We start from the raw sequence: 13,403 nt of genomic DNA, 5'->3' as shown, positions 1-13,403 counted from the left end.
TCCTTTTTTTGTGTTTTTTTCTAAAAAATAAGGTAAATTAGTGGTGTACAAGCAAATAAGCATTTTTCCGAGGAAATATGAACTGGTCCTACTCTAGAGAGCATCAAAAAAACATCCTTTGCATGATCATGGCCGGCGGTCAAGGTAGCCGTCTTCAACCCCTCACCCGGGACCGGGCAAAACCCGCCGTCCACTTCGGGGGAACTTACCGTATCATCGACTTCGTGCTGAACAACTTCATCAACTCCGGCATTTTCAAGATCAAGGTGCTGACCCAGTTCAAGAGCGATTCCCTGAACAAGCACATTTCCGCCGCCTGGAACCTGAACGCGAGCCTAGACCAGTATGTGGACCTGGTGCCCGCCCAGATGCGTACCGGCGACGACTGGTACCGTGGCACCGCCGATGCCATTTTCCAGAACATCAACCTGATTACCGACGAGCGCCCCGACCTGGTGGCCATCTTCGGAGGCGACCACATCTACAAGATGGACATCAACCAGATGATCGATTTCCACCTGAGTCGCGCCGCCCTTTTGACCATTGCAGCTATCCCGGTGCCCGTGTCCGAAGCTTCTGAATTCGGCATCATCGAGGTGGATGCGGACAACCGAATGATCGGTTTCGAGGAAAAGCCCAAGAACCCGAAAGAAATGCCCGGCAACCCCGGCTACTGCCTCGCCAGCATGGGCAACTACATCTTTACCAGCAAGTTCCTGGTCCGGGAACTCATGAAGGGTGCCGCGAGCGGCGCCACCGACTTCGGCAAGCACATTATCCCGAGCCTCTACAAGGACTACCCCGTCTACGTGTACGATTTCAACACCAACATCGTCCGTGGCGAACAGGCCTCTACCAAGGGCTACTGGCGCGACGTGGGAACCCTTGACGCCTTCTTCGAGGCCAACATGGACCTGTGCTCCGAAAACCCACCCTTCGACCTATACAACAACTACTGGCCTATCCGCACCTACAACTGGAACCAGCCTCCCGCAAGGTTCTTTGCCGGCGAAGGCAACGCCCACCAGGGGGCGGCCATCGATTCCATCGTGTCTTCGGGCTGTATCATCGGCGGCGGCACCGTGGTCAAGAGCATTCTCAGTCCAGGAGTCACCATCCAGAAAGATGCCCTGGTAGAGGAGGCTATCCTATTCCCGAACGTGACCATCGGCCCGGGCGCTAAGGTGCGCCGTGCCATCATCGAGAAGGGCCTGCATATTCCAGCCGGATTCCAGATCGGCTATGACCTGGAACGAGACAAAAAGTTGTTCCACGTGACCGACTCCGGCATCGTGGTTCTTGCCAAGGATACGGTGATTAAAGCTTAATAGCTACATCCTCAATAGAACGAAACCGAAACGGCTTATTACAGCCATTGGGTAAATGATTTATGTCATCGCAGTAAGAGCGCTGAACTAGTCATTTATAGTTCTCATTTTTTTGATGCCCCAAAGAAAGCATGTTTTACACTACACACAAACTAGCAAAGAATTTTCCAATTCTTTACAAACTTCATGCATGCACCGACATCTACAAAAGGATTATATGAGGTGAGCGAATTTTGCAATTTTATTCACACACAAAAATTAAGGATTCATCAACCTCTCGAGCAAAAACCTTGTAGTGCAAAACAACGATTGTGACGCATTTTCAGAGACACGCTTTGTATCAATATATAATAGTATCGAAGTCCAAGAATCTAGAGAGAAATAGTTGAAACAATTATCCATGAAAATTTTCAAACATGAAAACTACTTTATCAAAAAAAATGTTGAAATAGAATACTTTGATTTAGTGGATAAACAAAATTTACAACTCTTGTAAAACATTGATTTCTTTTTCAATTTACGAAAAACAACCATTTCATGTAAGTACAGTTATTCCCATTTTTTTGCTTTTTTAGCAGAGCATTACGATTTAACACATTTTGGCATAATTTTTGCTTTCATGGCAGCGAAAACAAAATTCACACTAGGAGATTGCCATGAGCAACGAATACAGGCTGAAAGCCATCAAGGAAATCGCAAGCGAAGCCGCGGGCGCAAACATGCCCGCCGCACCCGCAAGTCTCGACTTTTACGGCGAGGACGTCTTTAACGCGGAGGCCATGCGCGCCTATCTGCCCAAGGATATCTGCAAGAAACTGTTCGCCACCATCGACGAGGGCGCACCCCTTGACGCGAGCATCGCAAACGAAGTCGCACATGCCATGAAGAAGTGGGCCATCGACCGGGGTGCCACCCACTTCACGCACTGGTTCCAGCCGCTCACCGGTTCTACCGCCGAAAAGCACGACTCCTTCCTGGAACCCGAAAACGGCAAGGCCATCATGGCCTTCAGCGGCAAGAACCTGATCGTGGGAGAACCGGACGCGTCCTCTTTCCCGAGCGGCGGCCTGCGTTCCACCTTCGAAGCCCGTGGCTACACCGCCTGGGACCCCACCTCCCCCGCATTCATCAAACGTCACGGTAACGGCGCCACGCTCTGCATTCCGACTGCATTCTGTAGCTACACCGGCGAAGCCTTGGACAAGAAGACTCCGCTGCTCCGCTCCATTCAGGCCCTGCAGAAGTCCGCCGACCGCCTCATGGGCATGTTCGGCGTTGCCCAGCAGAAGGTCACCGTCACCCTCGGAGCCGAACAGGAATACTTCCTCATCGACAAGCGTTTCTACCTGCAGCGCCCGGACCTCTACCAGGCCGGCCGTACGCTGTTCGGTGCAGCTCCGGCAAAGCACCAGCAGATGGAAGACCATTACTTTGGTAGCATTCCCGCCCGCATCTTGAACTTCATGAATGATGTGGAAAAGGAACTCTGGAAACTTGGCATTCCAGCAAAGACCCGCCACAACGAAGTCGCCCCCGCACAGTTCGAACTTGCCCCGATGTTCGAGGAAGTGAACCTCGCCTGCGACCACAACATGCAGATTATGGAAGTGCTCCGCCAGGTCGCCGACCGTCATGGCCTCGTGTGCCTGCTGCACGAAAAGCCGTTTGCTGGCATCAACGGTTCCGGCAAGCATAACAACTGGTCGGTGAACTACGGCAAGACGAACCTCTTGAACCCGGGCAAGGACCCGCACCAGAACGCCATCTTCCTCACTACGCTCTGCGCGGTGATTTACGCCGTCGATACTCACGCCGACTTGCTCCGCATGGCAGTTTCGGGCGCAGGCAACGACCACCGTCTCGGTGCCAACGAAGCGCCTCCGGCAATCATCTCCATGTACCTGGGCGACCAGCTTGCCGACGTAATCGACCAGCTCGAAAAGGGTGACCCGAAGTCCAGCAAGCAGGCAGGCGCCCTGAAGCTCGGGAGCGACACGCTGCCGCCTCTCCCCCGCGACGCGACCGACCGTAACCGTACATCGCCCTTCGCCTTCACCGGCAACAAGTTCGAATTCCGCGCTCCGGGCTCCAGCCAGAGCTGCTCCGAACCCAACGTCATCTTGAACACGATTGTTGCCGAAGCATTCGACATCATCGCCGACAAGCTCGAAAAGGTTCCGGCCGACAAGTTCCACGAAGAACTGCAGTCCTTGCTGCAGAAGATCGTGAAGGAACACAAGCGCGTTATCTTCAACGGTAACGGCTACACCGACGAATGGGTGGAAGAAGCGGCCAAGCGCGGCCTCCCCAACACCCGCACCACCATGGAAGCGCTGCAGGCCCTGAACAAAGCCGAAAACATCGCCCTCTTCGAAAAGTACGGCGTGTTCAACAAGCGCGAACTGGAATCCCGTTACGAAGTGAACCTGGAAGAATACCACAAGAAGATCCACATCGAAGGCAAGATTTCCGACGACATCGCGAAGAACGTTATCTTGCCGCAGGTGCTCTGCGCCTACAGTACGGCCCTCAAGACCAACGCCATGGCCAAGGAACAGGGATTTGCCGCGGTGGATTCCTACGCTCAGGAACTGGGAGAAGGCTACAAGGCCCTCGCCTCTGCAATCGAGCGCATGGAAAAGGCCCTGGGCGAAAAGCACGAGAACATCCTCGAAGCGATGGCGGATCTCCGCGTGCAGGTGGACAAGCTCGAAAAGGTTATCCCCGACGAGAAGTGGCCCCTGCCCAAGTATCGCGAGATGTTGTTTATATACTAACCCCCCTGTTGCTCAATAGACACACAAACGCCATCGGAGAAATCCGGTGGCGTTTTTTTATATGTGCGTTTTTTCAGCACGCCCTATTTCAGGCGACCAAAGCTCTTTTTCAGCTTAGCGAGGGCGTCATCTTCGATAACCTCTTCGGAGTCGTCTCCCTTGCGCTTGAACTTAAGTATTTCGAAGTCCTCGAGCATGGCTCGTGCCTGCAGGTATAGCGTGGGATATTCGGCATCGTCCGGTTGCATCCGTTCCATCTTGGAAAGGATTTCACGGACTTTCTTGAGTTCGTGATCCTTGATATAGCGGGCCTTGAGGAAAGGTCGGAACATTTCGCGAAGTTCCCGAACAGAGAGGTTGAGGGGGTCATTGAGCGCCCCAAGGGCAAGGCAGTTATCACCCTCAAATTTGAACTCATCGACGAGCGCCTGTGAAAGGGCGGAAATCCTTTCGAAAAGCGTCCTTTCTACAGAATTTAGGGAATAGAGGGCCAGAATTTTTCCGATAGACTTGTGTTTTGCCTTTAACGCGGCCAGCGCATCGCGGGCATGGTCGCCCCCTTGACGCATAGCTACCGAGAATTCCCGCAAAATGTCCCAGAGTTTCACGAAGGGTTCTGCCCCAAGCAAGGCGGACTCGTAGGTGGCGCGGGCAAGTGCCATGCGGGTCTCTTCGTCTTCGCTCCGGGTGTTGGCTGCCAAATTCTTGAAATCGTGAAGTTTCTTGCCGCGGGAATATTCAAGACCTGTAAAAAGAACGCAACGGGCTGGGTCCAGATGGTCGGCGACGAGGGATTTGACGAGCCAGTTCGAAAGAGGCTCGAGGTTCGAGGCGCGAGGTTCGAAAAATGAACCCATCTCCAATCGCGAAACAAGCAATGTAATTTTTTCGTTTTTGGAAGAAAATTTATCCACCCGCTTGCGGAAGGACTGCCAGAAGGCGGATTCCTGCGGGGTCATGAGCGCGGATTCCCCGAGTCGCCAGCCAAAACGCATACCGTCCAAAGAAAAATCGATTCCGCTGGATTCTACCACAGGGCGCACCGCCGCAAAAAGCCGGAAACTCCCCCACTCCGGATTGATATCGAAGGAATGTTGAGCCACCCTTACATGCAAGCGCAGGTGATTCTCCTTTTCAGGAGTAACCGTCGGAACATCGCAATCCAGCTGTTTCATATCGGAGAAGACTTCGTACAGGAGCAAAAGCGGAGCCTTGTGCGGGTTCGCCTTCAATTTGTCGCAGAAGCCGTCATCAATAAAGGTGCGGCGATTTTCCAGCTGCTTTTTCGCATTCTTGGGCAATTCACGGATGACGGACTGAGCCATCCATTCCCGCCATTGATGGATTGAAAGCGCAAGAGACGCAGGCGTCACCTGCGGGAGCATGTCGCAAGGCAAGTCCAGCGTAATGCCGTCACAGTCACGAGTCGCATCGAACACCAGTTCGCCCGACACCATGCGGCTAGAACCGTCCAGGCCCTCAATGCGGAAACGTTCGAGAGAACCGCCGAGTGTGGGTACGAGGTCGGCGCGGCTCTTACCATCCGTCATGGCGGACCGTGATCCGCCATCTAGATTCCGTGTCCCCGGATCGAGTCCGGGGCAGGCTCTACCCGGAATGACGTTCTTTCCACCCTTGCCCCAAAAGTCGCTTAGAGATTGCTTCACCCCTTCGGGGTTCGCAATGACACCACTAAATCCGCTATCGTTCTGCTCCAGCCAATACTTCGCATCGAATTTCAGGAACTGGTCGGTGTGTTCGCGGATGTAGTCCTTCAATGTCTTGATGGAATTGACTTCATGCGCGATGCGCGTGTAGTAATCCACCAGGGCGTCTTCGCTCGGGGCAAGCCCGAATTGGCGTTTGCGGGCCTCCAGCGCATGCAAGTCCTCAACGACGCGCTCGTTGTGCGTCATGAAGGCGAACGGGCGCGCCATCTGGCCAAGCACAACGGCCTCCCGCCAGAAAATCTCGGCACATTCGTCGGGGTTCACGCGGGCGTAATCCACGCGGTGACCGCGGCTAATCACAAGCCCGCGAAAACTCACCTCCTCCACCGCTTCCACGAAACCCCGTTCCTGGTTCCATGTGGGCGCATACCAGCGGCGCGTGCAGAAAGGTTCCGCCACCTGCATAATCCATTCGGGCTTGATTTCGGCAGCCTTGTTGAGGAAGATGCGGCTCGTCTCACGCACCTCGGCGCTAAAAAGCCATTCCACGCTCTTGCCGTAAAGGTCACTGCCCGGGAACACGTGCGTCTCGCGCCCGCTCACCAGGCGGTAACAACCGTTTTCCAAGTCGCGCAGGGCAATGCCGCCCAGGAATCCCGAAAGAAGCGCGATGTGCAGGTTGTCCCGATGGAAACTGTCCAGCGGGCATACGCGATTCTCGAATTTCACGTCGAGGATGCGCCCGAACTGCTCGTACAAATCAATCCACTCGCGGCACCGCAAAAAGTGCAAGCTGTTCTTGTCGCAGAACTTGCGCAGTTTATTCCAGGTCTTACCATCCCATTCGGCACAGAAGGCATTCCACATGCATATAAACGTGAGGAAATCGCTCTTGTGGCCAGCAAACCTGCGATGCAGCTGGCGGATGCGGGTGCGTTCCGGCTCCTCGCTGGGCACTACACGGGGGTCCTGGATGGAGAGCGCCGAACAGACAATCAGCGCGGGCTGCAATACGCCGGCATCCCGCGCCCGCAGGAGCACCGCCGAGAGCGCCACGTCCATGGGGAGGCGCGTCATCTCGCGGCCGAGCTTGGTCACTTGCCCGCTGGCGTTATCGGCAGTAAGCGCTCCCAGTTCAAACAAGGTCTTGTACGCCCCTCGGAAAGCCGAATTCGGTGGCGGTTGCAGGAACGGAAAATTTTCCAGCTCCAGCCCGAGACTGCGCAACTGTAGGACAACGTTGGCGAGATTACTCCGCCGGATTTCCGGCTCCGTAAACTCGTCGCGCTTCTCGAAATCCTCGGGAGAATAGAGGCGGATGCAGACACCCGGCTTTACGCGCCCCGCACGCCCTGTGCGCTGCCGGGCACTGGCCTTCGAGATGTCCTCGACGGGCAAGCCCTGGATGCGCGACTGCGCGTTGTACCGCGAAATGCGGGCCGTACCAGTATCCACCACGTAGGCGATTCCAGGAATCGTGAGCGAAGTTTCCGCGATGTTCGTCGCGAGCACCACGCGGGTCTTTTCCGTATGCTTGAAAATGCGACGCTGTTCATCAGGGCTCATGCGCCCGTACAGCGGGAGAATATCGAACGTCGCAGAATCCAGTTCGTGGGCAAGTTCCCCCGCCAAATCCTGGATGTCACGTTCCGTCGGTAAAAAACAGAGCAGGTGGTCGCGGTGACGGCTTTCCAAGTCCAGAATCGCATCCCGTGCCTCGTCAAGCAAGCCCGAATCGCCCTTGCCGCTAGTGTCGCGCCCCGTATTGTCATCCCCGCGAAGGCGGGGATCTCCATTCCCTCCACCGAAATAGTATTCTACGTCCACAGGGAATGTGCGGCCCTCGGCTTCCAGCACGCAGCTGTTGTCGTAAAATTCCTCGAAGAGCCTGGCATCCAGCGTCGCGGAGGCCACAATCAGCTTGAATTCGGGGCGGGCCTGCAGAACCGTCTTGAAAATGCCAAGAAGGATGTCGATGTTCAACGAACGTTCATGGGCTTCGTCTATCACGATGGCCGAATATTGCCTAAAAAGCCTATCGCGGCGGAATTCTTGCAACAGGATGCCGTCGGTCATCACCTTGATGGGGGCATCACTCTGGCCCTGTTCCCAGAAGCGGATCTTCGTAGAAACGAGCGTTTCGTCCTTGAGTTCTTCGCGCAGGCGGTCCGCAATGGAAATCGCCGCCAGCCGGCGAGGTTCTGTGACACCGATTTTAAAGAGTTTGTGAGGTCGCGCTTCGCGCTCTGAGGTATGAGTACGGGCTTCGCCCTTTGAGAAATACCATTCCAGCAAGAACTTCGGTAGCTGCGTGGATTTTCCGGAACCGGTGTCCGCCTTGACAATCACCACCTGGTGCTTTTCGAGCAATTCGAAAAACTCTTCCCGATGATCAACGACGGGGAGGTCGGGGTAGGTGATTTTCAGGTTTGATGTAATCATCATCAAGGATCCAGATCCTTCGACTACGTGCTACGCACTCCGCTCAGGATGACACATTCGTGTCACTCCTTTATGTGTCCGCATTTGTCGCAGGTGAGTTTGTAGCTGTTGTCCGGATCGACAACCATCACGCCGTCGCAATCCGGCTTTTCGCAGGGCAGTTCCCCGGGCATTACTTCACGATAGGTTTGTTTTTCTTCCATAGATTCCTCCTCCCTACTTTACAAACTTTTCGATGACTTCGGCGATTCCCGAGTGGTTGTTATCCCGTTCTGTCACATAATCGGCGGCATCCTTGACCACTTGCGAGGCATTCGCCATAGCAACGCCAATGCCTGCCGCCTCAATCATGGGGCAATCGTTTTCTTCGTCGCCTACGGCAATGGTATCCCCCATCGGGACTCCGTAAAATTCCGCCATAAAGCGCACCGCGTCGCCCTTGTTGCTCTGCAGGTGCGAAAATTCCAGCATTTCGGGCTTGCTGAACACGTCAAACAGTTTTCCCGCCGTGGTCTTGCGCATTTCGGCACGGAAACTTTCCAGGCTGGAATGACCGAAGGGCGTAATGATGTTCACCTTGATAGGGGGCTTCACCACCACATTTATGGGTGCCGTCGGAGCCGCATCGCATCCGGTTTTTCCAGCAAAATACTCCCGGATATCATCTACAACCACGTAGTCCATCTGCATCAGGCGGCAGTAGGTCTTGAGCTGTTCCGTCTCGTGTTCCGAAACCACCAGGTCTCCGGCGTAGGTATGAGCGTGCATTCCCGAGCTAAAGGCCGCATCCATAATGAACTTCACGTCGTCAACGGAAATTCGCCGGGTCAGTATGGGCTTTTTTGCCCCGCAGTCGTAAATGAGCCCGCCATTGAAACTCACCAGGTAAAATCCGGCCTCCATAAAGCCGTACTTTTCGGCCAGTTTCTTGACGCTGGTCAAGGGCCGCCCCGTGGTCATCACGAACTTGTGGCCGGCCTCAATCATCTTGCGGATGGCGGACAAATCTTCTGCGGAAATATCCTTGTTGTCGTCCAGCAGGGTTCCGTCCAGATCGGTAAACAGGATTTTCATGATACAGTCCTACAATACGCTACGAGACCGTCTTTACCAAGGTTTCGTGAATCAGGCCGTTGCTGAAAAGCACCTGTTCGCCGTCCACGAACTGCATGGGTGTGCCGTCGATATGAGTGGCCATGCCACCCGCTTCCGTAACCATCAGGGCTCCGGCGGCAATATCCCAGGGGTAACTCATGGTCATCACGAATCCGTCTATGCGGCCGCAGGCCACAAAGCAGGATTCCACCACCGCAGAACCCAGGCACTTGACCCGCTCGAAGGCCTCGGCCTCCCGGGCAAAATTTTTGGAATTGCGGGCGTTGATTTCTGTCGCCACGCCCACGTTAAAATCCCCGTTGCTCACGATGGCATGGAGCGGGTTGGATTCCTTGCTCACGCAGACCCGCTTGCCGTTCATGAAGGTGCCGCCCCCGAGGGTCGCCGTAAAGAACTCCCCAAGCTTAGGCAGGTTTATCACCGCCACCAGGGGCTTACCCTTATAATGGAGCGCAATGGAAATTCCCCAAAGGGGAATGCCCCGGCTAAAGTTCACCGTGCCATCCACCGGGTCGATAATCCAGCGGAAATCCGGGTCGGAGCCTTCTACCACGCCCATTTCTTCAGTTCTGATAGAATGGCTCGGAAACGCCTTGCGGATTCCTTCCACAATGAGCTTCTCGCTGCCCACGTCGGCAACGGTCACTACATCTTTAACAGACTTGTACTTCACATCGCCCAGTTCGCCCTGCAGGCGAAGGCAAAGCTCCCCCGCCTCGCGGCCCAGGCGTTCCGCCAAATCCAGGTATTTTTTCAGGTCTTCCATAAGCGCCCCAAATATAGAAAAAGCCCCGCGGGGCTTGCTCGCAAGGCTAAATTCAAAAATAATTGTTATATGTCAATTAGAACAAGGCGATGCTGTAAGGAACCTGGGCACCCTTGGGCTGTTCAAAGCCGGTCAGCTTGCCGTCCTTATAGACATAGATCTTTTCCTTGCCCATGGTATGGTCGCCCACATAGAGAGCCTCGTCCTTGTAGGCAAGGGTGGCCTGGGCATCGGCAATGCCCTTCACTTCTTCGAAAGAACCCTTTTCAAGGTCGATCTTTACAACCGGCGTGCTGCCCCATTCCTTATAGAGGGCCGCAAAGGCAATTCCATCTTCTGCGGTAAACCCGTAGATACCGGCACCCAGCTTTTTGCCAGAAATAACAAGGCTTGATTTCTTGGCATCGAGATCAACCTTTTCAATGCCGCGGTTGTCATCGGCCTTACCGTCGTATTCACCTAGAGAGGCCACATAAAGGTCGCCTTTGTAGAAGGTCAACTTTGTCGGATTGTTCGTCACAAGCTGAATCGTGTCCTGCAGTTTGCCGGTAGAACCGTCGTAAATAGCCACCAGGCCCTTCGGGTAAGTGAAAACGAAGTTTTCATCCGAAGAATAGCGCTGCATCAGCACATAAAGCGTGCCGTCATCAAATTCCACATCGGTCACATACGGAGAAACCTCTTCTCCTGTGGCAAATTCGCCAGTCTTGATGGACTTTACGACCTTGCCATCCTTGGTAGAGATTTTCACGAGAGAGTCGGCATTCTGGAGAGCCACCCAGGCTTCTTCGCCATCGAAAGCCATGTCCACCGGGTTGGAATTTTCAAATTTTACCTGCCAGACCACAGCCTTCTTGGCACCCTCTTCAATGAATTCGGGCTTGACCAGGGAAACGTTATCCGTGCCCAGACCTTCCATAACGAACACGTCGTTGCCATTGGTCGCGACTCTCGAATCCTGGTAGAACGAAAGGCTCTTTTCGGAGATGTTGCCCTCCACATCAATCCAACGGAGTTCTCCTTCGGGCACCTGGTAGTCGCCGCCATCAAAAATGACACCGGCAAGTTCCACGTCGCCAACGATGGGGCCGCTTGTGCTAGAAGAGCTGGAGTCGTCACCGCAAGCGGAGAGACCAAAAGCAAGGCTGGCCACAGCAATGCAGGCGAGAGATTGCTTCGCCATGCTCGCAATGACATTATGTTTCTTATTCATGTTTTGTCCTTTTCTGGCTTTACACTATACTTTGCCATAACTCTATGAACTCCGTATAGCGAGGGGGCTAGAACCCCTGTATGATTGTGAACTTGTATTCTCTTCCTGGCATGGGAAAAGGCGTATAGAAATTTCGGTACTTTTCGTCGGTAATGTTATTCACGCTAAAAGTCAAACGGGTATTATCAAAGGGATTGTACGAAAGGGAGGCACGGTGGGTCGCCACGGCCGGCTGTTCCGTTCTGTTGGCTCGGTCGCTATACATAACGCTTCGCCAGTCCGAAGCCCAAACAAAGTCGAAACGGAATGGCAAATGAAGGGTCGCTTCTGCATAATAGCTGCGATCCGGCTCACCGGGGAGCTTGTTACCGTTATAGGTGTTGGAATGGGAACGGTCCCTTGTCTTTTGGATAGTCGCCCGAAGCACCACATCCAAAAATTTCGCAGGGCTGCTGTTCAGTTCCATCTCCACTCCTCGGACAAGGGAACGGGCTACATTTTCAGGACGCAGCAGCTCTACCGACATCAGCCAATAGATTCCGTCTTCCACATGGGACTCAAAATAGGTGGCCTGAAAAGCCGTGCGGTTCCCCGGAAACCTGTATGTGCCCGTTGCCTCGAACTTGGTTGCCTTTTCCCGTTTCAATTCCGGATTGGAAACCGCGCCGGGGAATGTGCCGTAAAGCTCCATCAGGGCGGGCTGCTGGTAAAAACGGCCTATGGAAACCTCCCCCATGAATGGAGAAGCGCTGGCACCGAACCTTGAATAAATTCGGCCCGCAAATGTAGCGTCCCGATCTGCCGCCTTATCCAGGGTATGGGTCCCCGTCGGCAACACGAAGGCTCCCTTGTCCAGGCGGTCCTTCAACGCCTGCACGGAACCTTCACCGCCGAGACCTGCGTACCTGAAAAACTGGTAATACAAATCTCCGGAACCAACGAAGGTCTTACGGTCCAGCGCCCAGTCCTTGGAATTCCCTCGGGCTTCGGCGCGTTCCCATTCGTAGGCCACGCGGGCCGTTCCGGTCAAATGTTCCAAAGGAGTAAACTCGGTCCACAGCTCGGGAACCAGCTTGTAGGTGGCCGTTCCGTAATCCATAAAGACATTGTTCCCAAAGCCGATGTGGTCCAGGGGGTAGAAGGAACTGGACATGTTCTTGTCGAACCGTGCCGAAAGAGCGCCATACAAGAACAACTTGTCATCAAGGTAGCCTACCGATTCAAGCCCGTAGCGGATTAGCGCAGACTCCCCCACAAACTTCGCTACCTTGGTTTGGTTCTGTTCCTTGCCGGGGTTACCGCTTTCGGCCCTGGAGGCCGTCGCCGACAAGGTGGAAAAATACCCGTTCCCGTGAAGCATACGGAACTGGACATTCCCCGAGACATCGGTAAACTTGGCGTTTTCGCGGGTGGCGGTGTAGTCGTCCTCGTCGTTGTACTGGGTACCGTTCCGGTTGGTATATTCGTAGTCGTTGTCGGAATGCCTCGTGGCAAAAGAAGAGGCGAACATGATGCTGTCGGTCACGGGAGTCGCCACCTGGAACGAACCCTCCCAGGTGTTGTGGTTACCGTAGGCGGCAAGGACCCGGCCGCCTTTCTTGACGGCGTTCTTGGTCACAAAGTTGATGGCCCCGCCGACACCGGACACGCCAAATTTTGCAGGAACGTTGTTCTTGTAAACCTCCACCTTTTCCTTCTGGTTCAGGTCGATGGAACCCAGGTTCACCGCCCCGCCGCTGGCATCGTTCAGCGGAACGCCATCTACGCAAATCAGAATATTTCGGGCCGCAATCCCGCGGATAGAAACCGTCTGGAAACTGCCTAACCCGCCCTGCTTGTAGGACTGAATTCCGGGCAGCGTCGAGAGAAGGTCTGCCGCCGACAGAGCCTTGCCCTCCCAAGCATCGGAGGTAATTTCTGTATAATTGGCACTTGTTGTAGGCTTGTACCCGTCGTCACCGGACACCTCGGACACCCCGAGGTCCTGGACCGGGGCTGCATCAGGCACGTGAGCCACGGCAAAACCCGTGGCAGCACAGCACCAAAGAGCCGCAGCGTATGCGGCCTTGCAGAAAGATGTCGTTCGCATCG

The 13,403-nt window shown here is 54.5% G+C and carries 8 protein-coding genes; 2 read left to right on the top strand and 6 right to left on the bottom strand.

The annotated features are described in order from the left end of the window. The first annotated feature begins 77 nt into the window (after window positions 1-77). Both glgC and IKB43_04655 read left to right on the top strand, forming a co-directional pair. Window positions 78-1,328 carry a glucose-1-phosphate adenylyltransferase gene (glgC, locus tag IKB43_04660; protein ID MBR2469430.1) on the top strand — a complete coding sequence of 417 codons (1,251 nt, stop codon included), beginning with the start codon at window positions 78-80 and terminating at the stop codon, window positions 1,326-1,328. Between the two features lie 656 nt (window positions 1,329-1,984). Further along, entirely contained in the window at window positions 1,985-4,105 is a 2,121-nt protein-coding gene (locus IKB43_04655) for a glutamine synthetase III (protein MBR2469429.1), read from the top strand. 83 nt (window positions 4,106-4,188) lie between these two features. Here the strand turns inward: IKB43_04655 and hrpA are convergent, their stop codons facing one another. From hrpA to IKB43_04625, 6 genes are all read right to left on the bottom strand, one after another. After that, window positions 4,189-8,217: an ATP-dependent RNA helicase HrpA gene (gene hrpA, locus IKB43_04650; GenBank protein MBR2469428.1), complete on the bottom strand. Its 4,029-nt coding sequence runs from the start codon at window positions 8,215-8,217 to the stop codon at window positions 4,189-4,191. Between the two features lie 62 nt (window positions 8,218-8,279). Beyond that, window positions 8,280-8,420, bottom strand: a complete 141-nt coding sequence (locus IKB43_04645) for a hypothetical protein (protein ID MBR2469427.1) — start codon at window positions 8,418-8,420, stop codon at window positions 8,280-8,282. Between the two features lie 13 nt (window positions 8,421-8,433). Beyond that, window positions 8,434-9,291, bottom strand: coding sequence for an HAD family phosphatase (locus tag IKB43_04640; GenBank protein MBR2469426.1), 858 nt, complete (start codon window positions 9,289-9,291; stop codon window positions 8,434-8,436). 19 nt (window positions 9,292-9,310) lie between these two features. Beyond that, window positions 9,311-10,099, bottom strand: coding sequence for an inositol monophosphatase (locus tag IKB43_04635; protein ID MBR2469425.1), 789 nt, complete (start codon window positions 10,097-10,099; stop codon window positions 9,311-9,313). 76 nt (window positions 10,100-10,175) lie between these two features. Beyond that, a complete protein-coding gene (locus tag IKB43_04630; GenBank protein ID MBR2469424.1) occupies window positions 10,176-11,312 on the bottom strand; it encodes a hypothetical protein in 1,137 nt (378 codons plus the stop codon). 67 nt (window positions 11,313-11,379) lie between these two features. Next, window positions 11,380-13,401: a TonB-dependent receptor gene (locus IKB43_04625; protein MBR2469423.1), complete on the bottom strand. Its 2,022-nt coding sequence runs from the start codon at window positions 13,399-13,401 to the stop codon at window positions 11,380-11,382. Window positions 13,402-13,403: the final 2 nt, after the last annotated feature.

It is taken from the genome of Fibrobacter sp. (assembly GCA_017503015.1).
Lineage (GTDB): Bacteria > Fibrobacterota > Fibrobacteria > Fibrobacterales > Fibrobacteraceae > Fibrobacter.
This window is presented reverse-complemented; position numbering and strand designations above follow the sequence as displayed.

Bases quoted from the DNA above. Each gene is read 5' to 3' on its own strand.
- IKB43_04645 (MBR2469427.1), bottom strand. From the start codon at position 8,420: ATGGAAGAAAAACAAACCTATCGTGAAGTAATGCCCGGGGAACTGCCC.
- hrpA (MBR2469428.1), bottom strand. From the start codon at position 8,217: ATGATTACATCAAACCTGAAAATCACCTACCCCGACCTCCCCGTCGTT.
- glgC (MBR2469430.1), top strand. From the start codon at position 78: ATGAACTGGTCCTACTCTAGAGAGCATCAAAAAAACATCCTTTGCATG.
- IKB43_04655 (MBR2469429.1), top strand. From the start codon at position 1,985: ATGAGCAACGAATACAGGCTGAAAGCCATCAAGGAAATCGCAAGCGAA.
- IKB43_04630 (MBR2469424.1), bottom strand. From the start codon at position 11,312: ATGAATAAGAAACATAATGTCATTGCGAGCATGGCGAAGCAATCTCTC.
- IKB43_04625 (MBR2469423.1), bottom strand. From the start codon at position 13,401: ATGCGAACGACATCTTTCTGCAAGGCCGCATACGCTGCGGCTCTTTGG.
- IKB43_04635 (MBR2469425.1), bottom strand. From the start codon at position 10,099: ATGGAAGACCTGAAAAAATACCTGGATTTGGCGGAACGCCTGGGCCGC.
- IKB43_04640 (MBR2469426.1), bottom strand. From the start codon at position 9,291: ATGAAAATCCTGTTTACCGATCTGGACGGAACCCTGCTGGACGACAAC.